At 54.9% G+C, this 26,170-nt stretch carries 20 protein-coding genes; 16 read left to right on the forward strand and 4 right to left on the reverse strand.

What is annotated here, in order from left to right; translation table 11 throughout:
* The first annotated feature begins 167 nt into the window (after positions 1-167).
* Positions 168-1,985: a penicillin-binding transpeptidase domain-containing protein gene (locus NSS83_RS28470; RefSeq protein WP_341187714.1), complete on the forward strand. Its 1,818-nt coding sequence runs from the start codon at positions 168-170 to the stop codon at positions 1,983-1,985.
* Here NSS83_RS28470 and NSS83_RS28475 read toward each other — a convergent pair.
* Positions 1,934-3,187: an AI-2E family transporter gene (locus NSS83_RS28475; protein WP_341187715.1), complete on the reverse strand. Its 1,254-nt coding sequence runs from the start codon at positions 3,185-3,187 to the stop codon at positions 1,934-1,936. The genes NSS83_RS28470 and NSS83_RS28475 overlap by 52 nt on opposite strands.
* Positions 3,188-3,410: 223 nt before the next feature.
* On the opposite strand from NSS83_RS28475, the gene NSS83_RS28480 reads away from it, so the two are divergent.
* Positions 3,411-4,781: a polysaccharide deacetylase family protein gene (locus NSS83_RS28480; protein ID WP_341187716.1), complete on the forward strand. Its 1,371-nt coding sequence runs from the start codon at positions 3,411-3,413 to the stop codon at positions 4,779-4,781.
* A 225-nt stretch (positions 4,782-5,006) separates the two neighbouring features.
* Here NSS83_RS28480 and ilvD read toward each other — a convergent pair whose 3' ends face one another.
* Positions 5,007-6,692, reverse strand: coding sequence for a dihydroxy-acid dehydratase (gene ilvD, locus NSS83_RS28485; RefSeq protein ID WP_341149017.1), 1,686 nt, complete (start codon positions 6,690-6,692; stop codon positions 5,007-5,009).
* A 260-nt stretch (positions 6,693-6,952) separates the two neighbouring features.
* On the reverse strand, positions 6,953-7,993 hold the full coding sequence (locus NSS83_RS28490) for a fucose 4-O-acetylase (RefSeq protein ID WP_341187717.1): 1,041 nt from the start codon (positions 7,991-7,993) through the stop codon (positions 6,953-6,955).
* A gap of 210 nt (positions 7,994-8,203) precedes the next feature.
* Between NSS83_RS28490 and NSS83_RS28495 the strand changes: the two genes are divergently transcribed.
* The 4 genes from NSS83_RS28495 (at position 8,204) to mgrA (ending at position 11,643) form a co-directional block, all read left to right on the forward strand.
* Positions 8,204-8,953, forward strand: a complete 750-nt coding sequence (locus NSS83_RS28495; RefSeq protein ID WP_341187718.1) for an alpha/beta hydrolase — start codon at positions 8,204-8,206, stop codon at positions 8,951-8,953.
* Between the two features lie 47 nt (positions 8,954-9,000).
* Positions 9,001-9,771, forward strand: a complete 771-nt coding sequence (locus NSS83_RS28500; protein WP_341187719.1) for an HAD family hydrolase — start codon at positions 9,001-9,003, stop codon at positions 9,769-9,771.
* Positions 9,772-9,810: 39 nt separating this feature from the next.
* Positions 9,811-10,551 (forward strand): NAD-dependent protein deacylase, encoded by a 741-nt coding sequence (locus NSS83_RS28505; RefSeq protein WP_341187720.1) that lies wholly within the window; start codon positions 9,811-9,813, stop codon positions 10,549-10,551.
* A 93-nt stretch (positions 10,552-10,644) separates the two neighbouring features.
* Positions 10,645-11,643: an L-glyceraldehyde 3-phosphate reductase gene (gene mgrA, locus NSS83_RS28510; RefSeq protein WP_341346970.1), complete on the forward strand. Its 999-nt coding sequence runs from the start codon at positions 10,645-10,647 to the stop codon at positions 11,641-11,643.
* A 110-nt stretch (positions 11,644-11,753) separates the two neighbouring features.
* On the opposite strand, the gene NSS83_RS28515 is transcribed toward mgrA, so the two are convergent.
* Entirely contained in the window at positions 11,754-12,611 is an 858-nt protein-coding gene (locus NSS83_RS28515; protein ID WP_341187722.1) for an AraC family transcriptional regulator, read from the reverse strand.
* Positions 12,612-12,846: 235 nt separating this feature from the next.
* Here NSS83_RS28515 and NSS83_RS28520 point away from each other — a divergent pair, with 235 nt between their 5' ends.
* The 10 genes from NSS83_RS28520 (at position 12,847) to ptsG (ending at position 26,090) form a co-directional block, all read left to right on the forward strand.
* Positions 12,847-14,025 (forward strand): galactokinase, encoded by a 1,179-nt coding sequence (locus NSS83_RS28520; RefSeq protein WP_036696660.1) that lies wholly within the window; start codon positions 12,847-12,849, stop codon positions 14,023-14,025.
* 1 nt (position 14,026) lies between these two features.
* Positions 14,027-15,013 (forward strand): UDP-glucose 4-epimerase GalE, encoded by a 987-nt coding sequence (gene galE / locus NSS83_RS28525; RefSeq protein WP_341187723.1) that lies wholly within the window; start codon positions 14,027-14,029, stop codon positions 15,011-15,013.
* A gap of 81 nt (positions 15,014-15,094) precedes the next feature.
* The gene (locus tag NSS83_RS28530; protein WP_341187724.1) at positions 15,095-16,678 is read left to right on the forward strand and encodes a UDP-glucose--hexose-1-phosphate uridylyltransferase; all 1,584 of its coding nucleotides are present in this window, start codon (positions 15,095-15,097) and stop codon (positions 16,676-16,678) included.
* A gap of 165 nt (positions 16,679-16,843) precedes the next feature.
* Positions 16,844-18,007 (forward strand): iron-containing alcohol dehydrogenase, encoded by a 1,164-nt coding sequence (locus NSS83_RS28535; protein ID WP_341187725.1) that lies wholly within the window; start codon positions 16,844-16,846, stop codon positions 18,005-18,007.
* 203 nt (positions 18,008-18,210) lie between these two features.
* On the forward strand, positions 18,211-18,747 hold the full coding sequence (locus tag NSS83_RS28540; protein ID WP_341187726.1) for a protease: 537 nt from the start codon (positions 18,211-18,213) through the stop codon (positions 18,745-18,747).
* A complete protein-coding gene (locus tag NSS83_RS28545; RefSeq protein WP_341188114.1) occupies positions 18,747-20,330 on the forward strand; it encodes a flotillin family protein in 1,584 nt (527 codons plus the stop codon). The genes NSS83_RS28540 and NSS83_RS28545 overlap by 1 nt, the downstream gene beginning before the upstream one ends.
* A gap of 125 nt (positions 20,331-20,455) precedes the next feature.
* The gene (locus tag NSS83_RS28550; protein ID WP_341187727.1) at positions 20,456-21,163 is read left to right on the forward strand and encodes an ABC transporter ATP-binding protein; all 708 of its coding nucleotides are present in this window, start codon (positions 20,456-20,458) and stop codon (positions 21,161-21,163) included.
* Positions 21,156-22,775, forward strand: a complete 1,620-nt coding sequence (locus NSS83_RS28555; protein ID WP_341187728.1) for a hypothetical protein — start codon at positions 21,156-21,158, stop codon at positions 22,773-22,775. Before NSS83_RS28550 ends, NSS83_RS28555 begins: the two co-directional genes overlap by 8 nt.
* Before the next feature lie 143 nt (positions 22,776-22,918).
* Positions 22,919-23,794, forward strand: a complete 876-nt coding sequence (locus tag NSS83_RS28560) for a PRD domain-containing protein (protein WP_341187729.1) — start codon at positions 22,919-22,921, stop codon at positions 23,792-23,794.
* Between the two features lie 238 nt (positions 23,795-24,032).
* Complete coding sequence (gene ptsG, locus NSS83_RS28565; protein WP_341346971.1) at positions 24,033-26,090, forward strand: glucose-specific PTS transporter subunit IIBC; 2,058 nt, start codon at positions 24,033-24,035, stop codon at positions 26,088-26,090.
* Positions 26,091-26,170: the final 80 nt, after the last annotated feature.

The raw sequence follows: 26,170 nt of genomic DNA on the forward strand, positions 1-26,170 counted from the left end.
CCCCTGGCTAAAGCTGGCGCTCGCCAGAATCAAGCAGATGAAGAAACGTGAAGGACTGCTAATGTGTATGAGGCATCAGCATGGTTACCCGTTAGGGTTATTTTGCTTCATGAGGTGGGTATAATATTAGCCATGGTTCTGCAGCCCACTTGATGGAGGAATAGCAATTGCACAAGCTGATTCATAAACGTATATTTTGGGGATGCCTGATCCTGTGTATGCTGCTGGCGGGCCTGATGATCAGGCTGGCCTGGGTACAACTGCTGCTGAAGGATAGCGTAGTAAGCGGCACCCGTTACACGGTAGCTCAGATGGCCGAGCTGCAAAGTGAGCGGGAGACTGTGCTGGATAGCGGAAGAGGGCGGCTGTATGCGAAGAACGGGGAGGCGCTGGCCGGAGAGACGGTCTGGACCGCTGCGCTGTTCCCGCCGGAGGAGGAGCTTCACCAGCCTCATGGTGCAGGTGAATATAACGATGACCAGCAGCTTCACCGGCTGGCTGAGATTCTTGGCGTCAGCTACAGTCAGCTGCAGGCAAGACGGCTAGGGCTAAAGGAGCCGCTGCTCTGGCCTTCCGGCCAAGGCACCGGTCCGCTGGCTCTGACTCTGCCGCAGGCCAGAGAGGTAGAGGCGCTTGAGATAGAAGGCGTCAGGGCACTGCCTTTTGCCCGCAGATATAACGGGTCTGCATCCGGCCGTCAGTGGCTAGGTTATCTGTCTGAAGCTTCGGGTGCAGCTATCACCCAATCCCCTACAGGGCTGAGAATTCCAAGAACCGGCACAGACGGGCTGGAGAAGACGCTGGAGCCGCTCTTGCAGGGTGTTGGGCATACGGAAGCTGTCGCCCAGGTGGATGCACGCGGCAAACGGGTCCCGGGCAGCCCGATCACAATCAAAGCGCCGGGTAACCCCTATTACCCGCTGTCTCTATATACCACTATTGATCTGAAGCTTCAGGAGAGCATTGAGCAGCTGGCGGTGGAAGCAGGGGTGAAGGAAGGGGCGATTGTGGTAATGGACAGCCGGAGCGGAGATATCGCAGCGATGGTCTCCTTGCCGTTCTACAATCCGCAGCAGGTCTCCCCGCAAGGCGGAGAATGGAATAACCGTGCACTACAAGCGGCAGCTCCAGGCTCTATCTTCAAAATTGTTACGGCTGCTGCCGCACTTGAAGCCGGGCTGACCGCACCGGAGGAGTCCTTCTTCTGTGCAGGAGCGTATGGAAAATACGGATTGTCTTGTCCGCACGGCAAAAAACACGGCGCCCTTACGCTTAAGCAAGGGTTCGCCGTGTCCTGTAATACTGTATTTGCTACGCTGGCCGAGCGGCTGAGCGGTATGAAGCTCCAAGCTACCGCGCTTGCCCTGGGACTGGGCCGGAGCATCGGGTGGCAGGCGGAGAATACGCTCGGACTGCCACTCCTGCGGCCGCTGGCCGGGGAGCAGCCAGGGACGATCTTCACTACGCTCCTGCCGGATGACGGCGGGGCGAGAGTCCAGACGGCGATCGGCCAGCGTGATGTGCGGATCACTCCGCTGCAGGCGGCGAATCTGGTCGTCACGCTGCTGCATGGCGGCGAGGTGAGAGCGCCGCGGATTCTGCAGCGGGTTGCTTTTGCCAATGGACAGACGCTTAAAGAGCTTCCGGGACATCTGGCGCCAGCACCGGAGGGTCGGATCTCTTCGGCCACTGCCCATATGCTGCTGGGCATGATGCGCAGCGTAGTCACAGAGGGCACAGGCCGTATGCTGAATTCTTCCGCTTGGCCGCTCGCCGGCAAATCAGGAACGGCCCAGACGCTGGTGCATGGCACGCCCCGCAATAATCAATGGTTCATCGGCTATGGTCCGGTGGACCAGCCGAAATATGCGGTGTCTGTGGCGATCGAGAATGTGGCTCCAGACAGTCCGCAGGCCGCCACCCGCCTGTTCGGTCAGGTGTTCGAGCTGTTGTCGGGTCTGGAAGGCGGATCAACCGGCGCCTGAGGATCTGGACCGGCAGGCTCTACATTAGCATTAGACCCGGCATTTCCGGCCGGACCGTCTCCGCTGCTTCCGGGACCGCCTGCCGTAGATGTCCCCGAGGCCGCGAAAGGCGAGACGACGAACTCCTCCTGCGGCAGATAGATCCACTGCTGGAGATATCCCTGCTGGAGCAGCTCCTTGAGCAGAATCAGCAGAATCGGCGACAGAATGAGGCCTGCAATCCCGAACAGGGAGGAGGACAGAATCACGAAGGAGAGCATCAGGAAGGCAGAGGAGACACCGATTGAATTCCCTGTGATTTTGGGCTCCAACAGTTGTCTAACTACCATTACTACAGCCAGCAGAATGATGAGCCCGATCGCCAGCGGCGTATTGCCGACAATGAACAGATAGATGATCCAAGGGATCAGCACCGCAGGTACGCCGAGCAGCGGCAGCAGATCGACCACGGCGCAGACCAGCGCTATGGTGAGTACATTGCCCGTGCGGAGAATCAGCAGACCGGCAAGAATAATAATGAAGGTGATGCTGATCAGAATCATCTGAGCTTTGATATAAGAACCGATCGCCCTGAACACATTTCCCTGCAGGAAGGCGTAGGCTGTCTTGAACGTCTTCGGCAGCTTCTCGTGGGCAATCCGGCGCCAGTCCTTAATCTCCATACTGAGGAAAAAGGCGAGAATGATCGCAATCCCGAAGTTAGCCATAAAGGAAGAGAAAGAGCCAAGCACTCCGACCATATACTTAAAGAAGGCGACCATCCACTTCGAGAGAATATTGGTGGCATCTGTGAAATAGCCGTTCAGCTTATCCGTCACATCGGATGGAAGCGAATCGATTTTGTGCTGAAGATAAGTCGTAGTCTCTGCGAAATGCTGCTGGACCACGTATGTATATTTGGGCAGATTATTCTGGAGGTGAATCGCCTGGGTCGTAATCAGCAGTCCGGCACCGAACAGTACGCCCAGCAGGATGACCAGGAAGAGGACCACGGAGATCGCGGACGCGAAGGGCTTGGCCATTCCCTTGCGGTTCAGGAAGCGGGCCAGCGGCTCAATCAGCAGAAATACAAAAAAGGACAGGAACACCGGCGCAGCCAGCTGGTACAATTTGCTGAAGCTGAGCATCACTAAATATACAGTTAGAACAAGCAGTCCAATGTCGAAAAAGGTGCGCCAATATTTTTTGTACAGCGGCAGCATAGATTTAAACGACCCCTTTGTGAAGAAAAATTTGTAACCGGCACTTCAACTCATTGTACACGATTTTAATAAAAAACGTCTATTTCTTTGACAGCTGTGTTAAAATAGGAGGTGATGTTTTTTAAAGCTGTCGCTTCTACTTACTCTACTTGGCCGTATCACATCTATCTCCTAAAAGACGTAAGGCGAGCCAAAGTCAACTCTGGAAAAGCGGTGATTGTATATGCAGACTTTGCTGCTCTGGCTTTTTTATATCTCTACTTTTTATGCTTTTATTCCTGGTATGATCAGCCGTTTATTTGGTTATCGTGTCTTCCGAAGAGGGATCGGGCGTACGGATTACGGCCTGACCTTCGATGACGGGCCTGACCCGCATTATACACCGCTGCTGCTGGATCTGCTTAAACGCTACGATGCGAAGGCGACCTTCTTTGTCGTTGGTTCCCACGCGGAGAGACATCCCGAGATCATCAAGCGAATGCATGACGAAGGGCATTTGATCGGAATTCATAATTATGTGCACAAGACGAACTGGCTGATGCGTCCCGCTACGGTGAGGAAGCAGATTGACCGGACGGACGAGATCATCTTCTCCATTACCGGCGAGCGCAGTACCTATTACCGGCCTCCCTGGGGGATCGTGAACCTGTTCGACTTCTCCAAGCGCCGTCAGGTGCAGATTGTGCTGTGGTCGGCAATGTTCGGCGACTGGAAGGAGAAGCTTGGAGCGGAAAAGCTGACCGAGAAGCTCATTGCGAAGCTCGGTCCGGGTGAGGTGCTTCTGCTGCATGACTGCGGGACGACGATCGGCGCCGATCCGAATGCGCCGGAGCATATGCTGATTGCACTGGAACGGATGCTCGCCGAAGCTGAGCGGCGCGGACTGCGCAGCGTCCGGATTGACGAGATGATCAAGGCGGTGCAGCGCTCCCCGATCACGCATTTGTCTTTCGGCAAGCGGCTGCTTGTCGGATTGTGGCTGGCGTGGGAGAAGCTGTTCCAGCTAATGTTCCAGCTCAAAACGATCACGCCGGCAGATCCGTTCCTGCATTACCGTCTGCGCAAGTATCAGGGCAATACGGTACTGATGGACAACGGCGAGACCTTGAGCAAAGGCGATAAGGTCATTGAGCTGCACATCGACAACAGGCAGCTGTTCGAGCTGGGGGTGCATTCCCGTTCTCCGGCTCAGCTGGCGATCCGCATGATCCGCCGGATGGAGAAGGATCTGCCGCTGCTCGCCGTGCATATTGCCGGTGATATCGAGCTGGCCGAAGCGAAGGCGCTCTACGGTGTGAGCATGATTAACCGCGGGCCGGAGAAATTCGGCTTCATGGTGGTGGACCTGCCCAGCGGTCTGTTCGCCCGCTCGACCAAATTCTATCTCAGTGTTCTGCTGAGCGTCATTCACCCCTCAGGCGGGGCAAGGCTCAAGGTACGCAGCGAGGTGCTGGTGCCCAAGATGATGCTGATGCCCGTGTCGCAGCTGCTGAACCAGATGAACCAGCGGCGGCCGCAGAAGCCGGTGGAGCGGGTACACGAAGAGGGACTCACGCTTGAAGCTGAACTGCCTGGAGCAACGGTGGTTCATTGAAGACGAAGCAGTGTTCACAGCACTTATATTATTGATCCTCCGCTGGCCTATCAGGCCGGCGTTTTTTTGTTCCTGCACATTATGCAACAATTCATCCGGATCAGTGGATATTTCGAGCTCAAAGCTGCAGTTCGTGCAACAAAAAAGAGCAGCCCCGGCCGCATATGCGGTTGGAACTGCTCTTATCCTCATTACATTTGCTCAGGCTCAGGCTGTCGCTGACGATTAGATCTTCAGCACGCCGCCTTTACTTGCATTGGTAACCAGCTTGGAGTAACGGGCCAGATAACCAGTCTTCACCTTCGGCTCGAATTCTTTCCAGCCCTGGCGGCGGACCGCCAGCACTTCCTCGTCAACCAGCAGCTCGATCTTACGGTTATTGAGGTCCAGTTCGATGATATCGCCATTCTCTACAAAAGCGATCGGACCGCCCTCAGCCGCTTCCGGCGAGATGTGACCGATGCTAATCCCGCGGGAGGCACCGGAGAACCGTCCGTCCGTGATCAGGCCGACCTTGGCACCCAGACCCATGCCGACGATCTGCGAAGTCGGAGCCAGCATTTCCGGCATGCCCGGTCCGCCCTTCGGACCTTCATAACGGATAACGACTACATGGCCTTCTTTGACCTTGCCGTTCGCGATACCTTCCAGTGCTTCCTCCTGGGAGTCGAAGCAGATGGCAGGTCCTTTGTGATAGCCGCCAACGGAAGCATCCACCGCACCCACCTTGATGATGGAGCCTTCCGGAGCCAGGTTGCCGTAGAGTACGGCCAGTCCGCCAACTTGGGAATAAGGGTTATCGATGGTATGAATAACAGATGTATCCTGGATCTCATGCCCGGTTACATTCTCGGCCAATGTCTTGCCGGTAACCGTCATACAATCGCCGAAGATCGCGCCCGGCTTCTTCAGTAATTCGTTCAGCACGGCGCTTACGCCGCCTGCCCGGTCCACATCCTCGATGAAGATATCGGAAGCCGGAGCCAGCTTGGCCAGGTAAGGAACCCGGTTAGCTACTTCGTTGATGCGTTCCAACGGATAATCGATTTCGGCTTCCTGAGCCAATGCCAGAGTATGCAGCACGGTATTGGTCGAGCCGCCCATCGCCATATCCAGCGCGAAGGCATTGTCCAGCGATTCCTGGGTTACGATATCACGCGGCTTCAGGTCCAGCTTGATCAGCTCCATGAGCTGGGTTGCTGATTTGCGGACGAAGTCTCTGCGTTCTTCGGCTACGGCCAGGATGGTGCCGTTGCCCGGAAGCGCAAGGCCCATAGCTTCGGCCAGACAGTTCATGGAGTTCGCGGTGAACATACCGGAGCATGATCCGCAGGTAGGACAGCCGTATTGTTCGAGTTCGAGCAGCTCAGCATCGTTGATCTTGCCGACCTGATGCGCGCCAACGCCTTCGAATACAGAGGTCAGGGAGAGTTTCTTGCCTTTGCTGTCTACTCCGGCCTTCATCGGCCCGCCGCTGACGAAGATTGTCGGGATGTTGACGCGCAGTGCGCCCATCATCATGCCCGGGGTGATTTTATCACAGTTGGGAATGCACACCATGCCGTCGAACCAGTGCGCGGATACTACCGTTTCCAGAGAGTCGGCAATGATCTCGCGGCTTGGCAGCGAATAACGCATACCGATATGACCCATGGCGATACCGTCATCTACGCCGATAGTATTGAATTCAAACGGAACCCCGCCGGCTTCACGGATGGCTTCCTTCACGATTTTGCCGAATTCCTGCAGATGCACATGACCAGGAACAATATCGATATAGGAATTGCAGACCGCGATGAACGGTTTGCCGAAATCCTCTTCTTTAACGCCTGCTGCCCGCAGAAGGCTGCGGTGAGGAGCGCGGTCGAAGCCTTTTTTGATCATATCTGATCGCATTTTCTTGTTTGCCATGATGACTTTTTCCCCCTAACAGTATTGGTGAAGCGAATATAGTGCCGCATTAACGCATTGCAATCCCGAAATATACGTACCCTGCGGTGATTGGTTACGAACGTTAATAGAGAGTCTATCACAAAAAGCCTGTTTTTTCTACCGGACAATGTGAAGTTTGTCGGCGGGTCACGCATGTAAAGTCTGGGCTAATATACACAAAGAAGCCTATCCCGTAAAGGATAGACTTCGGCAAATTGATATAACGTGGCAGCTTCTTTCTATAGAGAGCGCCGGATGGCGGCACGCTGCAGGGAGATCATCCAGTCTATGGGCGGCTCCACGAGCGGATTCAGCAGACGTCTGACCGCAGGCTGGGCGAGCAGCACCGTGCATCCTACTGCACCGGCGAGCAGCAGGGCTGCTCCGGCGGAGTTGCCGATATAGGCATACAGGCCGGAAATCACCGCCGTGCGGACCACAAAGCCATGCAGCAGAAAAACATAGAGGGTCCGGCGTCCCAGACCGGTCATGCGGCTTAACCCGTAAGGCACCAGGCCCAGAAATGACAGGGAGGCGATGAATTGCAGGCCATAGACCGCCAGCCGGAACAGACCCGCATACCATTCATGGGCGCCAAGCTGCATATAAGTCATACTGCCGTATAGCCAGCCGATGGGGAGATCACTGCCAAACAGGCCGACAGCAAGGAGCAGCAGGAGCGAAGCGGCGGCGGCAATGCTTTTGACATACCGCTGATACAGCTTCACAAAAGCTCCGAAGGAGAAATGGTACCCGATCACAAAAAAGGGCAAATAGACAAAGGTGCGGCTGATGCTGAACCAGATCCCGTCCAGTTGCAGATAACCTACGGCCATTCCTGCCGTAACAGCGAAGGCCAGTTGGGCGCTGCGGGTCCAGCGGCTCATGCCCAGCATCAGCAGGCGCCAGCAGATGTGGCTGGCCAGGAACCAGAGCAGCAGATAAGGAGCAAAGAAGGAATGCTGTATATTATTGACATGAAACAGGGAGGCGTCAAGTAGGGAGTAGAGGCTCTGAAAAATAACATATTGCAGGGCAATCTGCAGGAGTACCTTGCGTCCAGGCGCTCCATGTAAGCTTGAACGGGCAAAGTATCCGGTCACCAGTACAAACAGCGGCATATGAAAACTGAAGATCCACTGGTAAAGCGTGTGAAGTCCGCTCATTTCTTGAATCAGGGGTTCGATCGCATTGGCCACAAAGACAGTTACAATGAGCATGAAGCGCAGGTTAAGAAAAAAAGTCTCTCCGCGCGTGTCAAGCGGGCTTTCCCGGGTCATGACGTAACCTCCAATGAAATTAGGTTTACAGGGGATTGATACTTTAATTTTAAAATACATGATTTCCGGACAATAAATTGTGAAATACATCACAATAGCAAGCCTATCATTGGAAATGTCTGGGGCCAGATGTGGCGAAGTCTTGAAGGTTGTTTGAATTCACCGATTCCCTTATAATTTTCAGTATGCAGTAACCGGGAGTGAACACTAATGAAAAAGAATATAATCAGACGCCGTGTGCTTATTGGAGTGGTGTTGGTTCTACTGGTGGCGGGGGTGTTTATATGGAGGTATCTGACCCCGTATAAGCCGGAGGCACGGGCTGAAACCGCCCTGATCTCTGCCGGGGGAGTCACTGTTGAAGAGAATGACAACTGGATCTCGTTCGACCCCTCAGTGGTGCTAGGCACCGCTGTGATCTTTTATCCGGGAGCACTGGTCAAGGCGGAAGCATATGCGCCGCTGGCCCGTAAAGTTGCCGCTGCCGGTCACCCGTTCTACATTGCCAGAATGCCGCTTAATCTGGCTGTAATCAAAGGCGATGCCGCCGAAGAGATTATCCGCGTGCATCCGAAGCAGTCATTCGTCCTGGGCGGACATTCGCTGGGCGGCGTAATGGCTTCACGCTTTGCTGCGGATCATGCCGGCCAGCTGGAAGGCGTTTTTTTTCTGGCCTCGTATCCCGATGAGAAAGGCAGCCTGAAGGACACCACGCTGTCCGTCTTGTCTGTGCTGGGCACGCAGGATAAAGTCGTAGACCAGAAGAGCTATAACAAAGGGCGTTCCTATCTGCCGGGCAATACCGTATATGTGTCGGTTGAAGGCGGTAACCATGCCCAATTCGGCAGCTACGGGGCGCAAAAGGGTGACGGGACCGCTGCGATTACCGAAGAAGAACAGCAGACACGGACCGTCCGGGCGATGCTGGACTGGCTGGGGAATCTGCGCCAGAGCAAATGAACTAACGAATACCGAAGTAATGTAACGTATGCGGAAGGAGCGCTGGAATGCCTGTATTGCACATCAACGAACTCTCCGTTCCCGTAAGCGGCATCCTGTTCGATAAGGACGGCACGCTGCTTGATCTCCTGGCTACCTGGGGCAGCTGGGCTGAGCTGGTGCTTGAGGGGCTGGGCAGCCAGCTGACTCTAATTGGCAGCAGACCTGTAACGGGAGCTGATCTGGCCCCGGTGCTGGGGACGACACATGATGCTTCCGGACGAATTACCGGTTATGATCCCGCAGGTCCGCTGTCCATGGCAACGGCTGAGGAATCCACCGGGATTCTGGCCTGGCAGCTCTATACAGCGGGCGTCCCCTGGAATGAAGCGGTGACGCGCGTGAATGCCATCTCCAAGGAGGCCATGAATGAGCTGCGCCGCCGCCGTACGGCTGTGCCCATGCCGGGATTAATACCATTCCTGGAGCAGTGTGCCGCCGCTTCCCTGAAGCTTGGCGTTGTAACCTCTGACAATCTGTCCACCACCCGCGAGCATCTGGAATGGCTTGGCATCTCGGAATACTTCGGGGCGGTGGTTACTCGCGACCGGGTTAAGTACGGCAAGCCTGCACCGGAGATGGCTGAGAAGGCCTGCCAGGAGCTTGGGCTGCTGCCCGAAGAGGCGGTTATTATCGGTGACAGCAATGCGGATATGCAGCTGGGCCGGGGGGCGGGACTGCGGCTGGCGGTCGGAATCTCACCGGACGGAAGGGCAAACCATCTGCTGGATGCGGATATGGTCGTATCCGGCTACCCGGCACTCCGCTTAACGGTCTGAATGCATGACGAATAGGTACTGAGAGGACAGGTGTAGATCATGGAACAATTACAGCAACTGACTTCCTGGATTCAAAAAAGTAATAATATCGTCTTTTTCGGCGGTGCCGGAACATCGACGGAGAGCGGCATCCCGGATTTCCGTTCGGCAGCCGGTCTGTACCAGACGCAGCACAACTCTCCCTATCCGCCTGAGGTGATGCTCAGCCGCAGCTTTTTTATGTCCTCACCGGACATTTTTTTTGATTTCTACCGCAGCAAGATGATTCATCCCGGAGCGAAGCCGAACGGGGCCCACAGTCTGCTTGCAGAGCTGGAGGAGAGCGGTAGGCTGAAGGCGGTCATTACGCAAAATATCGACGGCCTTCATCAGATTGCCGGCAGCCGCCGGGTTCTGGAGCTGCACGGCTCTATCCACCGCAATCACTGCATGGGGTGCCAGCGCTACTACGGTCTGGAGGAATGGCTGGCGCAGGAAGGCTCTGTGCCGCGCTGCGAGGACTGCGGGGGCATCATCAAGCCGGATGTGGTGCTCTATGAGGAAGCGCTAGATCATGAAGTGCTGGTTGAAGCCGTGGATGCCATTACAGCGGCGGATCTGCTGATCATCGGCGGTACCTCGCTTACCGTTCAGCCTGCTGCAAGTCTGGTCACTTACTTCAGGGGGCAGCATACTGTACTGCTTAACGGCGAGCCTACCCCGTATGACGATCAGGCAGATCTGATTATTACAGAGCGGATCGGAGAGGTGCTGGGCAGAGTGCAGAGACTGCTGGGCTAACGCCCGGTCTTTTTTTGTAGAACCAGATTACTTAAGAAGCCGTGAGTTTAAAGAAGGGTATTCACAAAAGAGAAACGAGAGGCAGGGATTAACATGGTATATGTGGCTAGTGATGAACGGTATGAAGGGATGCGTTACAACCGCACCGGCAGGTCCGGCCTCAAGCTTCCGGCCATCTCACTCGGCCTGTGGCATAATTTTGGCGGCATTGATGCTTATGAGAACGGCCGTGAGATGATTACCCGCGCTTTTGATCTCGGGATTACCCACTTTGACCTGGCGAATAACTACGGGCCTCCGGCCGGATCGGCGGAAGAGCTGTTCGGCAAGGTGCTGGCCCGGGATCTCGCGCCGTACCGCGACGAGCTGGTAATCTCGACCAAGGCGGGATATACGATGTGGCCCGGCCCTTATGGGGACTGGGGGTCACGTAAATATATCCTATCCAGTTTGGACCAGAGCCTGAAGCGGCTGGGACTGGATTATGTGGATATCTTCTACTCCCACCGCCCGGACCCGGAGACACCTATGGAGGAAACGATGGGAGCGCTGGATCATGCTGTCCGCTCAGGCAAGGCGCTGTACATTGGCTTATCGAACTATTCGGCGGAGCAGACCCGGCAGGCTATTGCGATTCTGAAAGACCTGGGCACTCCGCTGCTGATTCACCAGCCGAGGTATTCCATGCTGGACCGCTGGATTGAAGGCGGGCTTCAGGAGGTGCTGGAGGAGCATGGGGTAGGCAGTATTGCCTTCACGCCGCTGGCTCAGGGTCTGCTGACGAATAAATATCTGAACGGCATTCCTGGAGATTCCCGGGCAGCCGGACCTTCGGCTGCGCTGAATGAGAGCCGGATTACGCCGGAGGTGCTGCGCAGAATCCACGCGCTGAACCAGATGGCGGTAGCGCGCGGCCAGAGTCTGGCCCAGTTCGCCCTGCTCTGGACGCTGCGCGGCGGCCGGATCACCTCGGCATTGATCGGCGCCAGCCGGGTCAGCCAGATCGAGGAGAATATAGCCGCGCTGTCCCATAGTGACTTCACGCAGGAAGAGCTGGACCGGATCGAAACGATCCTTAAGACAGAAGAGTGAAGGCTAAGGTACTCAGCCTAAAAGTTGCCTTAAGGTCCAGCTTCCATAAATAACAACGCAAGCAGCCCGCTTCCTGTTCAGGAGACGGGCTGTTGCTCTAGGTGATAGGGCTATTTCTCCCCAGGGTTCACTGTAGCTTGGCGGTAAGCGGTGGGGGACTGGCGGTAAAAGCGCTTGAACTGCCGGGAGAAATACAGGGCATCGGTCAGTCCGACTGATGCTGCTACCTGCTCCACGGACAGCTCAGGGCGTTCACGCAGCAGCTGGCGTGACTTCTCCACCCGCAGCTTGAGCAGGTAAGTGACCGGAGAGAGCCCGGTCTCCTGCTTGAAGATGCGGGAGAGATAAGCACGGTTATACCCCAGACTGCCGCACATCTGTTCAATTGAGACCGGATGGGCATACTGAGAAGCCATGTAGTGAATCATCTGCTTCACCGTCCGCTTGATCTGTGATTCCGCACCCGGCAGCCGGGAGGAGGAGACCAGCAGCTCCGCTGCCTCCCCTGCGATGAGGTACAGATACCCCAGAGAGGTCAGGGCGGCGCTCTCCTTATTGGCATAGAAGGCGGACATCATCCCGGCAAGCGCTCCGGGAATGACACTGCCGCCTGCGGTAGACAGTACCGGGGCGAGCGGCGCGAAGCCTGCCTGCTGCGCAAGCTGACCGGCATCAGTACCGGTGAAGGCAGCCCAGCGGTAGCGCCAGGGCTCCTGCTGATCAGAGATGTAGCTGACCAGCTGGCCCGGATGGATCAGGAAGCAGTCTCCGGCTCCCAGCTCGTACGTATGCTCCTCTGTCCGGAAGACCCCGGAGCCTGATTCAATATAATGGAGCAGATAGTAATCGTAGATCTTGGGGCCTGCCTGATGCAGCGGGAGCGTCTGGCTCTCTCCTGCAAAGAGTACATGCAGCAGCTGCTTATCGTAATATACAGGATTTGATCCTACTGAATAGGTATGTTGCACTGCAAGCCGCCTTTCTGGATCAGAACGCTTCCATAGCTAAGTGTATAGGGAGCGCCCGTTCACTTTTCTTCTTACCGAGTATAGTCTCTTCAGAGACGAAAGTCACATTTGTCCATATATTGCACACATGATTGCATTATCAGGGCAAGTCTGATTTTATTATAATGTAAGCATAAAGGACGCAAGCTATAATCCACAGTCCCAGCACAAGCAGCGAAAGGATGGAGTGTCAATAATGAGCATACAGGAACTTAACAGTACATTTATCAAGAAGTACGGGGAGAGCGGGGAAGCCGCGCGGGTATTCTACGCACCGGGCCGCGTGAATCTGATCGGAGAGCATCTGGATTACAACGGAGGTTATGTTTTCCCGGCAGCCCTGGACTTCGGAACCACCCTGATCGTGCGCCCGCGTACAGACGGCAAAGTTCAATTCGCATCCACGAATTTCCCTTATGAAGCTTCCATCGATTTCAGTGACATCGGTGCAGCCAAGACCGGCGAATGGGTGGACTATCCGGTCGGCGTAATGGTGGAGCTGGCTAAGAAGGGTCACCCGGTATCCGGGGGCTACGATCTTTTGTTCCATGGTGAGATTCCTAACGGCTCGGGCTTGTCCTCTTCCGCTTCGATTGAGGTAGTGACCGGCTTCGCCTTCCTGACGCTGCTTGGCGGTGACACAGATACGGTGGAGATCGCTCTCTTGTCCCAGCGCGCGGAGAACCAGTATGTCGGCGTGAACTCCGGGATCATGGACCAGTTCGCTGTGGCCAACGGCAAGCGCGACCAGGCCATCCTGCTGATGTGCGATACGCTGGAATACAGCCTCGTACCTTTCGTGACGGGCAGCTATAAGCTGGTCATCGGCAACACGAACAAGAAGCGCGGCCTGGTGGACTCGAAGTATAATGAGCGCCGCAGCCAATGTGAAGAGGCGCTCGCTATTTTGAAGCAGGAGGTTCCATCCCTGTCCTATCTGGCTGAGGTGAAGCCAGAGCAGTTCGAGCTTTTGCAGGACAAAATTACGGATGAAACTGTAAAGCGCCGGGCCCGCCATGTGGTAGAGGAGAATCAGCGTGTGCTTGACTCGGTGGAGGTGCTGAAGAACAATGATCTGAAGCAGTTCGGCCTGTACATGAATGACTCCCATGTCTCTCTACGCGACCTCTATGAAGTCAGCTGTGAGGAGCTGGATGTGATGGTGGAAGAAGCACAGCGCATTCCGGGCACACTGGGCTCACGGATGACCGGCGCAGGATTCGGGGGATGTACGGTATCACTGGTACATGAGGATGATGTGCAGCGGTTCATAACGGAAGTTGGAGAAGCCTACAAGAACAGAACCGGCTTGACCGGCGAATTCTATGTATGCGGCATCGGCAACGGCGTGGAAGAATTGAAAGGAGTGAAATAAGATGGCGATTCTGGTAACGGGCGGCGCAGGATACATCGGTTCACACACAGTAGCAGAGCTGCTGGACCGCGGGGAAGAGGTTGTGGTGATTGACAATCTGCTGACAGGGCACCGCGAGGCGCTGCTGGGCGGCAAGCTGTACGAGGGCGACCTGCGCGACAAGGCGCTGCTGGCGAAGCTGTTCTCCGAGAATGAGATCGAAGCGGTGATTCACTTCGCAGCCAGCTCCCTGGTGGGCGAGAGCATGAAGGACCCGGTTAAGTACTACGACAACAATGTCTATGGAACGCAGTGTCTTCTCGAAGCCATGCAGCAGGCCGGTGTGGATAAAATCGTCTTCTCCTCCACTGCCGCCACCTACGGCGAACCGGAAAAGGTGCCTATCGAAGAGACTGACCGCACCGAGCCTGCGAATGTCTACGGCGAGACCAAGCTGACCATGGAACGCATGATGGCCTGGTTCGACAAAGTGCTCGGCATCAAATACGTAGCGCTGCGCTACTTCAATGCTGCAGGCGCACACGCCAGCGGCAAGATCGGCGAAGACCACCGTCCGGAGAGCCACCTGATTCCGCTGGTGCTCCAGGCTGCACTGAAGCAGCGCGAGAATATCGCAGTGTTCGGGGAAGACTATCCGACAGAGGACGGGACCTGCGTGCGCGACTACATCCATGTCAGCGATCTGGCGGATGCGCATGTCCGTGCAGTCACTTATCTGCGCAGCGGCAGTGCAAGCAATATCTTCAACCTTGGCAACGGTCTGGGCTTCTCTGTGAAGCAGGTCATTGAGACCGCGAAGAAGGTTACCGGCCTGGACATTCCGGTTGTGGTTCAGGAGCGCCGCGCCGGAGATCCGGCAGTGCTCGTCGCTTCTTCTGACAAAGCCCGGAAGGTTCTGGGCTGGGACCCGCAGCATGCCGATCTGGAAGGCATTATTCAGAGCGCCTGGAGCTGGCACTCCGCTAATCCGCAAGGGTATGGGGAGTAAGCAGCGGATCTGATTATTGCCCGAAGCTGAAATACACAGAATGCAAAGCGCCGCATAAGGCACCATAGAAGGAGAAATAAAATGCAGAACGATAATAGTACGGCTGCTGCCGCTGAGAAGGCGCTGTATGCAATAGAACAGCTGGTTATGTTTGCCGGACACACGGGACTGATCCAGCCCGCAGATGTGGATTACAGCCGCAATGAACTCCTGGACCAGTTCGGCTTCAGCGAGCCATATCCCGGTGAGTTCACTGAAGCCCCGCTGGACAGCCCGCAGGGCCCGCTGGACCAGCTGATTGATTACGGGTTCAGTCTCGGGCTGATCCCGGAGAATACGGATACGTACCGCGACCTGCTGGATGCGAAGATTATGGGCCTGCTCATGGCCCGCCCGTCCGAGGTGAATGCGGAGTTCGCCGCGCTCCAGGCGGAACAGGGCATTCAGGCGGCAACGGACCGCTTTTATAAGCTGAGCATTGATTCCAACTATATCCGTATGGACCGGGTAGCGAAGAATGTGTATTGGCTTCAGGAGTCGCCGTACGGGGATATTGAGATGACGATCAACCTCTCCAAGCCGGAGAAAAGTCCAAAGGAAATCGCCATGGCCCGGCTGCTTCCGCCACCGGTCTATCCGAAGTGCCAGCTCTGCCGCGAGAATGTCGGCTATGCCGGCCGGGTCAATCACCCGCCGCGTCAGAACCTGCGCGTGATCCCGCTCTCGATGAACAGCGAGAAGTGGTTCTTCCAGTACTCGCCTTATGTCTACTATAACGAGCATTGCATCGTGTTCCACCATGATCATGTGCCGATGAAGCTGACGAAGGATACGCTGAAGCGTCTGCTTAGCTTCGTGGAAGCCTTCCCGCATTATTTCATCGGCTCGAATGCCGATCTGCCGATTGTCGGCGGCTCCATTCTGACGCATGACCACTTCCAGGGCGGACGGCATACGTTCCCTATCCAGAAGGCTCCCAAAGAGGATACCTTCACACATGCCTCGTATCCCGGTGTCAGCTTAAGCACCGTGAAGTGGCCGATGTCCGTGCTGCGGATGCATGCGGAAGATCCGGCAGTGCTGCTGGAGGCAGGCAACCATATCTACGAATCCTGGAAAACTTACAGCGATCCGGCCGCCGAAGTACTGGCGTTCAGTGAAGAGGACGGCGAGAGCGTGCCGCATAATACCGTTACCCCTATCGTGCGCCGGGCCGAGGACGGCGGCTACGAGATGGATCTGGTGCTGCGCAACAACCGGACCAATGAAGAATATCCCGAAGGGATCTTCCATCCGCACCGGGAGATGCACCATATCAAGAAGGAGAACATCGGCCTGATTGAGGTGATGGGTCTGGCGATTCTGCCGGGACGGCTCAAGGAAGAGCTTGACGCCATCGCTGGCATACTCGCGGGCGACACTGCGCTTCTCGGAGCTGTCCAGAGCGAGGGCAAGGATCATCCGCTGGCGTTGCATGCTTCCTGGATTGTAGAGCTGGTAAGCCGCTTCAGTACTTCTCTGAACCGCGAAGAAGCGGTGAAGACCATCCAGAATGAGGTGGGTACGAAGTTCACTCACATTCTGGAGCATGCCGGAGTCTACAAACGCACGCCGGAAGGGCAGGCGGCCTTCCGCCGGTTCCTGAACAGCAGCGGTTTTAACTGAGACCTTGCTTAAGTTAATGATTGCATAATCTACTGTCCCTGCCGGATCCGGCGGGGGCATTTTTCATGGGGCAATGATGATATTCGTCTCAATTTGAATGCGCCAAGCAGGAGGACTATAATAGACAAGTGCTTCACATTCACATACTCATGGAGGTTTACCCATATGCGCAAGTTTGAATTTTATAACCCTACCAAGCTTATTTTCGGACAGGGAACATTGCAGGCACTCCGTACCGAGGTGCCGAAATACGGTAAGAACGTACTGCTGATGTACGGCGGTGGAAGTATTAAACGCAGCGGCCTGTACGATAACGTCATTGCTGAGCTGGCAGAGGTAGGTGCCGTAGTTACCGAGCTTGCCGGAGTGGAACCGAATCCGCGTCTCTCAACGGTACATAAAGGTGTAGCGTTGTGCCATGAGCATCAGATTGACCTGATTCTTGCCGTTGGCGGCGGCAGCGTGCTCGATTGTGCCAAGGCAGTGGCTGTCGGGGCGAAATATGAAGGGGATATGTGGGACTTCGTAGAACGTAAGGCCGCTCCTCAAGGTGCGCTTCCGCTGGGAACCGTGCTGACAATGGCAGCCACCGGCTCGGAAATGAACAACGGCTCGGTGATCACCAACGAGGTGACCAAGGAGAAAATGGGCTGGGGCAGCATCCATGCCTATCCGGCCTTCTCGATCCTTGACCCGGAGAACACCTTCTCTCTGCCGCGTGACCAGACGGTGTACGGTATGGTGGACATCATGTCCCATACGCTGGAGCATTATTTCCATACAGACAGCAATACGCCTTTGCAGGACGGCTTCCTGGAGAGCCTGCTTCGCACCGTGATTGAGACGGCGCCTAAGCTGATTGAGGATCTGAACAACTACGAGCTGCGCGAGACTATTATGTACTGCGGGACGATGGCGCTGAACGGAGTGGTCAGCATGGGCTTTGCCGGTGACTGGGCTACGCACAACATTGAGCATGCCGTATCCGCTGTGTATGATATTCCCCACGGCGGCGGCCTGGCGATTCTCTTCCCGCAGTGGATGAGATATAACCTCAGCACGAATCCTGCCCGCTTCCGCCAGCTGGCGGTCAACGTGTTCGGCATTGGCCCTGCCGGCAAGACCGACGAACAGATTGGCCTCGAAGGCATTGAAGCGCTCCGCCGCTTCTGGGATTCCATTGGCGCTCCGAAGACGCTCGGTGATTACAATATCGACGACAGCGAAATCGGCAGCATGGCCGACAAGGCGGTCCGCTTCGGCCCGTTCGGTAACTTCCGCAAGCTGGAGCGTCAGGACGTTGTTGAAATTTATAAGTTAGCTCTATAAGTTAGTTTTGTAAGTTTGCTTAAGCAGTGAGCCTTTGATAACAAGCCGCTTCCCATCTACGGAGGCGGCTTCTTTTGTCTGTTAATTTTCCCGCTTCCGGCATACATTAATGAGAGCAATCTCCAACTTTGTGAAACCAAGGGCATGTTTGTTGCGTTTAACCTAGTATGACAGTCCGGAAGTAATGACGGGAGGAGACTAACATGCAAACGCTGTATTTGGGCTGTTTGGTGCTGGGCATTCTTTTTGCTGTGGTCAGTGTAGTGGTAGGCGACCTGATTGGGAGTGCACTGGACGGGATTTTTGACATCGTATCCTTTGATTTCCTGAATCCTACCCTATTGGCAGGAGGGATCACTGTATTTGGTGGAGCAGGCATGCTGCTGGGCCGCTACAGCGGACTGGAAGATGGCATGATTCTTGCCTTGTCCCTGCTGGTTGCGGCATTCATGGGCGTATTGATGCATTTGGTGGTAGTGAAGCCAATGAGGAACAGCGAAATGTCGAACGGCTTCTCCATGAGTGAACTGCCGGGGAGGATCGGTGAGGTTACCGTACCGGTCCCAGGCACAGGCTACGGTGAGATTATGGTGAAGTTCGGTGCAGGCAACAGCCTGCATACGGCGGCCAGCTTCGAGCAGCATGCACTGCCGGCCGGAATTAAGGTGGTTGTAGTTGAGGTACGTGAGGGTGTAGCACTTGTGTCTGAATTCGAAGAGAGAAAAGGAGTGGACTTATGATGCTAGAAAATATTCCAGAATCCCTATTTATACCTGCGATAGTAATCGCTGTACTGCTTGTCCTCGGACTCGCCTTCTGGGCCCGTTACAAGACGGTTGGCCCGGATGAAGGCATGATCGTCACCGGTTCCTTCCTGGGCAACAATCATATATCGGATGACGGCTCCGGCCGCAAAATCAAAATCGTCCGCGGCGGCGGTGCGTTCATTCTGCCCGTCTTCCAGAAGGCGGAGTTCATGTCCCTGCTCTCCCATAAGCTCGATGTGACGACCCCGGAGGTCTATACAGAGCAAGGCGTGCCGGTCATTGCTGACGGGGTCGCCATCATCAAGGTAGGCAGCTCCACGGAAGATGTGGCAACGGCAGCCGAGCAGTTCATGGGCAAGCCGATTGAATCCCTGAAGAGTGAAGCGCAGGAAGTGCTGGAAGGACATTTGCGGGCGATCCTCGGTACGATGACCGTAGAAGAGGTCTACCGTAACCGAGACCGTTTCGCCCAGGAGGTTCAGGGTGTTGCCGCCCGCGACCTTAAGAAGATGGGACTCCAGATTGTCTCGTTCACCATCAAGGATGTACGCGATAAGCACGGATACCTGGAAGCACTCGGTAAACCGCGGATTGCCGCAGTGAAGCGGGATGCGGAGATTGCCGAAGCGGAAGCTGTCCGTGACGCGCGGATTCAGAAGGCCAACGCCGAGGAGCAGGGGCAGAAGGCAGAGCTGCTGCGTGATACCAACATTGCCGAAGCATCGAAGGAGAACCAGCTCAAGGTCGCCGCGTTCAAACGCGATCAGGATACTGCCAAGGCGGAAGCCGACCAGGCGTACCACATTCAGGAGGCGCGTGCCAAGCAGACTGTGGTGGAAGAGCAGATGAAGGTTGAACTGGTGCGCAAGGAACGCGAAATCGATATCCAGGCCAAGGAAATCCAGGTACGCGAGAAGCAGTATGACGCTGAAGTGAAGAAGAAAGCGGAAGCAGACCGTTATGCAGTAGAGCAGGCAGCGGAAGCCGACAAGGCCAAGCGCATGCGTGAAGCCGATGCTGTGCAGTACAGCATTGAGACTCAGGCTAAGGCAACCTCCGAGCAGAAGCGTCTGGAAGGTCAGGCGATTGCGGATGCAGAGCTGGCCAAAGGTAAAGCAGAGTCGGAGGTTATCCGTCTGCGCGGTCTTGCCGAAGCGGAAGCCAAGGAGAAGCTGGCAGAAGCCTTCCAGAAATTCGGGGAAGCGGCGGTTCTCGATATTATCGTCAAAATGCTGCCTGAGCTGGCCGGGAAGATTGCCGAGCCGCTGGCGTCTATCGATAAGCTGACTGTGGTGGATACCGGCAACGGTGAAGGAGCTGCGCGTGTCAGTAATTATGTAACCCAACTGATGTCCACAGCCCCTGAGATGCTGAAGAGCGTGTCCGGCATTGATGTCGAGGCGCTGATCAAAGGATTAACTTCGGGCAAGTCGGCTCAGAAGGATGCTGTCAGACACACAGCAGCACCCATAACCTCTGTCGTCACCAGACCAGCACCGGCTGCACCGGTCACTCCGGTACAACCGGTGGAACCTTCAGAACACACTGAAGGATAAGAGCAAGCCACCAAGGTATGGCAGGCAGCAGTAACCGCCAGCCATACCTTTTTTAAAAATATAAGAATGTATAGGTTTCACACTATACATTATCCTTTTATTTCTCGCTGAAACGGAGGCAGGGCATGGAGCTTATACTGGATAATATACGTAAGAGCTTTGACGGCAGGGAGGTGTTGAAAGGGATTGACTTTACCTTTGAGCGAGGCAAGATATACGGCTTGCTCGGCCGCAACGGCGCGGGGAAGACCTCGTTGTTCAACTGCCTGAGCGGGGAAATCCAAATGGATAGCGGCGGTGCTTTTCTGCGGAGAAATGAGGTGAGTCTTCCGCTGCTTGAGGAGGAGATCGGCTACGTATTCTCCTTGCCGATTCTTCCTGACTTCCTGACCGGTTATGAGTTTGTGAAGTTCTACTTGGACATCAATAAGGGCAAGATACAAGCGGACCGGACCATCGAGGAATATTTCGATATCATCCGTTTCGAGGAGGCGGACAGGCACCGTCTGATCAAGGGCTATTCCCACGGAATGAAGAACAAAATTCAGATGCTGTGCTTTATCATTTCCCGCCCGCCGCTGATCCTGCTCGATGAGCCGTTAACCTCGTTCGATGTGGTAGTGGCGCTGGAGATTAAGAAGCTGCTGCGCGAGATGAAGCGGGATCATATCATTATTTTCTCCACTCATATTCTGCAGCTGGCGGCCGATCTCTGCGATGAGCTGGTGATTCTGAATAACGGCACGCTGCGCGAGATTCCGGCGGAGACCCTGCACAGTCCGGAATTTGAAGAGCAGATTATTGCCCTGCTGAAGGATGAGGATCATGATTAACACGCTGAAGGCGATTCTGGAGGTACGGGGGATGTCCGGCGCCAACCGGCTGATGTTCTATCTCCGTAAGCTCCCGGTGCTGGGCAAGCTGATCCCGGCCTCGGTCTACTCGGAAACCACGCTGAAGCGGACCTTATCTGTTATCGTGCATATCTTGAAGGTTCTTATGGCCTTTGTGACGAAGTTCGCTTATCTGGGCATTATGATCTTTCTTCCGGTGAAGCTGATAGGACAAGATATATCCTTAACTCTGCCAGTGCAATACCAGCTCTATTTGCAGATGCTGTTGTGTATAAGTTTCCTCACTTCCGGGGTTTCCAGCGCGGTTATTCTGGAGCCGAAGCGGGATAAATACATATTCGTGAAGCTGATGAGGCTGCCGGCTGAGCGGTATATGCGGACCACACTGACCTTACGCGGGATCAGCTTTCTGGTGACTTTTATTCCGGCGATGCTGGTCTTCGGGAGTCTTCTCGGTGCTCCGCTGTGGCATGGGGCGGTTCTTGGGCTGCTGCTGACGTTCTGGCGTACGGCTTGCGAGGCGCTGCATCTGTGGGTGTTTGACCGCTACGGCTTTGTTATTGTCAAAAAAACAAGCTGGATCTGGACCGCCATCGGCGCTGGCTATCTGCTGGCCTATCTTCCGCTGCTCCCCGGATTTGCGGTAGTAGAAAGCGGAATGCTGTTCAATCTGCCTGTGTTTATAAGCGTATTGGTGCTGGGAGCCTTAAGCGCGGTCTATATCGCCCGTTATAAGGACTATACGAATGCCGTCGATGCCGTCACCAAAATCGATGATCCGCTGCTCGACATGGGCCGGATGATGAAAGAAGCAAGGGTTAAGGATGTTGCTACCCGGGATCAGCACTACTCGGCGGAACAACTGAATCAAGGTAAGTTCGAGGGGAAAAGCGGGTACGCCTACCTGAATGCAATCTTTTTCTCACGCCACCGGCGGCTGATCACCAGTCCGATTGTGCGCAGGCTGGTGATCATTGGCTCGCTCTTTGTAGCAGCTTTGCTGACGATGCTGTTGTCCCAGACCGCTTTTACCAAACTGACTCATTATCTGATTACCGCGCTGCCGACCTTCCTGATCATTATGAACTATACGTCCATTGGCGAACGCCTCTGCAAGGCGATGTTCTATAACTGTGATCTCAGCCTGCTGCGCTACGGATTCTACCGTGAACAATCGGCGATTCTAAGCAACTTCCGCATCCGGCTGCTGCGTATCAGTATGCTTAATCTGATCCCGGCTGCCGCGATCTGCCTGGCGGTGAACCTGCTGCTGCTGCTGTCAGCAGAGAGCTGGGGCGCGGGGGATGCTGTACTCTTTTGCGTGACGATTATGGCGCTGTCCTTGTTCTTCTCGGTGCATCATTTGTTCATGTACTATATCTTTCAGCCCTATAGCACAGAGCTCAATGTGAAGAATCCGTTCTTCACGATTGTGAACAGTGTGGTACTGGGGGTCGGATTCGTCGCGATGCAGTTCAAGAGTGAGCTTGGAATGTTTGCCATGATCGTAGTGCTCTCTGCTGTGGTATATATGCTGGCTGCCCTGCTCATGGTATACAGGTTCTCAGGCCGGACGTTTCGGGTGAAATGAAGGGAGCCTGCGGGTAGTTGCTACACACTTCTAATTTGAGATTCTTGATGTTATGATAAGAGCTTAAGTAACAAATCACACGTTGAACCATGTATCGTGCTGCTGGAATAGATTAGGATTCGCAAGTAAAAGAGGTGTCGCAAGTGAGCAGCATTACCGTGGGCAAGGTGCTTAATAATAACGTGATCATTGCCGAGCATCCCCAGTATGCCGAGGTTGTGGTGATCGGCAAGGGGATCGGCTTCAACCGTAAAACGCGGGACCGGATCAATCTGTCCTCCGTAGAGAAGATGTTCATCCTGCGCAGCCAGGAGGAGCAGGAGCAATATAAGCAGCTGGTGCCGCAGGTGGACGAGAAGCTGATTGAGGTGGTTCAGGAGATTGTACTGCATATTATGCAGAGCAGCCGCCAAACGCTGAATGAGCATATCCATATTGCCCTTACCGACCATATTGCCTTCGCGATCCGCAGAAGCGAGCAGCATATGGCTATTCATAATCCGTTTCTGTACGAGACCCGGGAGATTTATCCGGAGGAATACAGTCTGGCGGAATATGCGGTGGAGCGGATTAATGAGGCCATGAAGGTGACGCTGCCGCCGGATGAGATCGGCTTCGTGGCTCTGCATATTGTCAGTGCGCTCAGCAACCGCCATATTTCCGAGGTGAAACAGCATTCCCAGCTGATCGGGGATATGGTGGGGCTGGTGGAGGATAACCTGGAATACCGTATTCCGCGGGATTCACTGGATTATTCAAGACTGGTGACCCATTTGCGGTTCGTTCTGGAACGTCTGCGCCGGGGAGAGACTGTACGCGAGACCTCGTCCCTGGATGGACTAATGAAGCGGGAGTATCCCGAGATGTACATGCTTGCCTGGAAGCTGACGAAGGTCATAGAGCAGCGGGTGCGCATTCCGGTATATCCGGCCGAGGTCAGCTATCTGACGATTCATCTGCAGCGTATTGCCCAGAAGAAGGAAGATGAGCCGGAGCTGGAGCCGCCGGAGATCCTCTAGCGATTTTAGGGGTTGCAACTTCAAATCAATGGTGCTACAATGATCCCTGTTATGAATCACAACAGAATACCAACGTGTAACTGATACGATCAGGCATGAGTGATTTACAGTATTATGGTTGTCCAGCCCCATCTCGGGGTACTCTAACGTTAGCGTTAGCCGGGCAATCTGCGTACTGTATTGCTCATGCCTTTTTTGGCTTCTGTTGACAGAAATTAAGGATTAGGAAGTGACCCGAATGTTTAAAAAATTATTTGGCGTTCTGCAGAGAGTCGGTAAGGCGCTTATGTTGCCCGTTGCCATTCTGCCTGCGGCGGGCCTGCTGCTTGGAATCGGGAATATGCTGGTTAACCCGGACTTCCTGCAATATGTGCCTGCACTGGAGAATCATATTGTTCAGGCGATAGCCACAGTACTTATGAACTCCGGGCAAATCGTATTTGATAACCTCTCCCTGCTCTTTGCAGTCGGCGTAGCCATCGGGCTGGCCGGAGGAGAAGGCGTAGCGGGGCTTGCAGCGATTATCGGCTTCCTGGTAATGAACGTAACCATGGGTACGGTAGTGGGCGTCAATGCTTACGTGCTAACCTGGAAGGATTTCTCGTATTCCAGCGTGCTGGGGATACCAACCTTGCAGACTGGGGTGTTCGGTGGTATCCTGGTCGGGATACTGGCTGCGTCTATGTACAAAAGGTTCTTCCGTATAGAATTGCCGTCGTACTTAGGCTTCTTCGCGGGTAAACGGTTCGTACCGATAATGACGGCGGTGACCTCGCTGATGCTCGGTCTTGCACTCACGATTGTGTGGCCGCCGATCCAGCACGGTCTGAACTATGTGTCACAGAGTATGATTAATACCAACCTGACGCTGTCGGCCTTTATCTTCGGGGTCATCGAGCGTTCTCTGATTCCGTTCGGCCTGCACCATATCTTCTATTCACCGTTCTGGTATGAATTCGGAAGCTATATTGACAAGGCGGGCGATCTGGTCCGCGGTGACCAGCGCATCTTCATGCAGCAGCTTCGTGACGGTGTGGAGTTCACAGCGGGTACATTTACTACCGGTAAATATCCGTTCATGATGTTCGGTCTTCCGGCAGCGGCTCTTGCGATCTACCATGAGTCGAAGCCTGAGAACAGACGGGTTGTCGGAAGCTTGATGGTTTCCGCAGCGCTGACCTCGTTCCTGACGGGGATCACCGAGCCGCTGGAATTCTCCTTCCTGTTCGTGGCTCCGCTGCTGTTCGCAGTCCATGCTGTATTCGCAGGACTCTCCTTCATGACCATGCACCTCTTGAATGTCAAAATCGGCATGACCTTCTCCGGCGGGTTCATCGACTATGTGCTGTTCGGCGTCATTCCGAACCGTACCGCCTGGTGGCTGGTTATCCCGGTAGGTCTGGTATTGGCCGTGATTTATTACTTCGGATTCCGCTTCGTTATCCGTAAGTTCAACCTGAAGACGCCTGGCCGTGAGGATGCCTCCGAGGATGAGGATGAGGTTAGCTTGGAGAGTGTGTCCAAGACAGGCGACGATCTGCCGCGCAACATTCTGTCCGCCCTGGGCGGCAAAGAGAATATCACCCATCTGGATGCCTGCATTACGCGTCTGCGGGTTGAAGTGAAGGACAAAGCGGGCGTAGACAAGAACCGTCTGAAGAAGCTTGGTGCTTCTGGTGTTCTTGAAGTGGGTAACAACGTACAAGCGATCTTCGGCACACGTTCGGACACGATCAAGTCACAGATTCAGGATGTCATGAACGGCAGAACACCGGCTGCAGCCCCTGCGGCTCCGAAGCCGGAGCTTGAACAACAGGCAGGCGAGCAGGGTGATGCTATCATACCTGAGGATATCGTATCTCCGGTAAACGGCGAGCTGATGGATATTACAGAGGTTCCCGATGCGGTCTTCTCCCAGAAAATGACCGGTGACGGCTTCGCCTTCCTGCCCTACGACGGCAAGATTGCTTCGCCGGTATACGGCAAGGTATTCAACGTGTTCCCAAGTAAGCACGCCATTGGCATCATGTCAGACGGCGGCAAGGAAGTCCTTGTGCATATCGGGGTCAACACTGTTAAGCTTAAGGGCCATGGCTTCACGGTTCTGGTGGAGGAAGGCGATCTGGTAGCTGCCGGACAGCCGATTATGGAAGTGGATCTGGAGTATGTGAAGGCGAATGCACCTTCTGTCATCTCACCGGTCATCTTCTCCAACCTGCCGGAAGGCTCCTCCGTGACCTTGAAGAAGCCGGGCAGAGTCAGCATCGGCGACAAGGATATCATCACCATTCAGTAAAATGTGCAATGGCGAAACGCTTCCATTATAATGAAGGGGAGCGCAAGCCTTCACTATAATTCACCATCCCAAATTAACAG

The sequence above is a fragment of the Paenibacillus sp. FSL H3-0469 genome (assembly GCF_038051945.1).
In the GTDB taxonomy this organism is placed as follows: domain Bacteria; phylum Bacillota; class Bacilli; order Paenibacillales; family Paenibacillaceae; genus Paenibacillus_AQ.

Coding starts and splice junctions, on each gene's coding strand:
- NSS83_RS28475 (WP_341187715.1), bottom strand. CDS start 3,187: ATGCTGCCGCTGTACAAAAAATATTGGCGCACCTTTTTCGACATTGGA.
- NSS83_RS28480 (WP_341187716.1), top strand. CDS start 3,411: ATGCAGACTTTGCTGCTCTGGCTTTTTTATATCTCTACTTTTTATGCT.
- ilvD (WP_341149017.1), bottom strand. CDS start 6,692: ATGGCAAACAAGAAAATGCGATCAGATATGATCAAAAAAGGCTTCGAC.
- NSS83_RS28490 (WP_341187717.1), bottom strand. CDS start 7,993: ATGACCCGGGAAAGCCCGCTTGACACGCGCGGAGAGACTTTTTTTCTT.
- NSS83_RS28495 (WP_341187718.1), top strand. CDS start 8,204: ATGAAAAAGAATATAATCAGACGCCGTGTGCTTATTGGAGTGGTGTTG.
- NSS83_RS28500 (WP_341187719.1), top strand. CDS start 9,001: ATGCCTGTATTGCACATCAACGAACTCTCCGTTCCCGTAAGCGGCATC.
- NSS83_RS28505 (WP_341187720.1), top strand. CDS start 9,811: ATGGAACAATTACAGCAACTGACTTCCTGGATTCAAAAAAGTAATAAT.
- mgrA (WP_341346970.1), top strand. CDS start 10,645: ATGGTATATGTGGCTAGTGATGAACGGTATGAAGGGATGCGTTACAAC.
- NSS83_RS28520 (WP_036696660.1), top strand. CDS start 12,847: ATGAGCATACAGGAACTTAACAGTACATTTATCAAGAAGTACGGGGAG.
- galE (WP_341187723.1), top strand. CDS start 14,027: ATGGCGATTCTGGTAACGGGCGGCGCAGGATACATCGGTTCACACACA.
- NSS83_RS28530 (WP_341187724.1), top strand. CDS start 15,095: ATGCAGAACGATAATAGTACGGCTGCTGCCGCTGAGAAGGCGCTGTAT.
- NSS83_RS28535 (WP_341187725.1), top strand. CDS start 16,844: ATGCGCAAGTTTGAATTTTATAACCCTACCAAGCTTATTTTCGGACAG.
- NSS83_RS28540 (WP_341187726.1), top strand. CDS start 18,211: ATGCAAACGCTGTATTTGGGCTGTTTGGTGCTGGGCATTCTTTTTGCT.
- NSS83_RS28545 (WP_341188114.1), top strand. CDS start 18,747: ATGCTAGAAAATATTCCAGAATCCCTATTTATACCTGCGATAGTAATC.
- NSS83_RS28550 (WP_341187727.1), top strand. CDS start 20,456: ATGGAGCTTATACTGGATAATATACGTAAGAGCTTTGACGGCAGGGAG.
- NSS83_RS28555 (WP_341187728.1), top strand. CDS start 21,156: ATGATTAACACGCTGAAGGCGATTCTGGAGGTACGGGGGATGTCCGGC.
- ptsG (WP_341346971.1), top strand. CDS start 24,033: ATGTTTAAAAAATTATTTGGCGTTCTGCAGAGAGTCGGTAAGGCGCTT.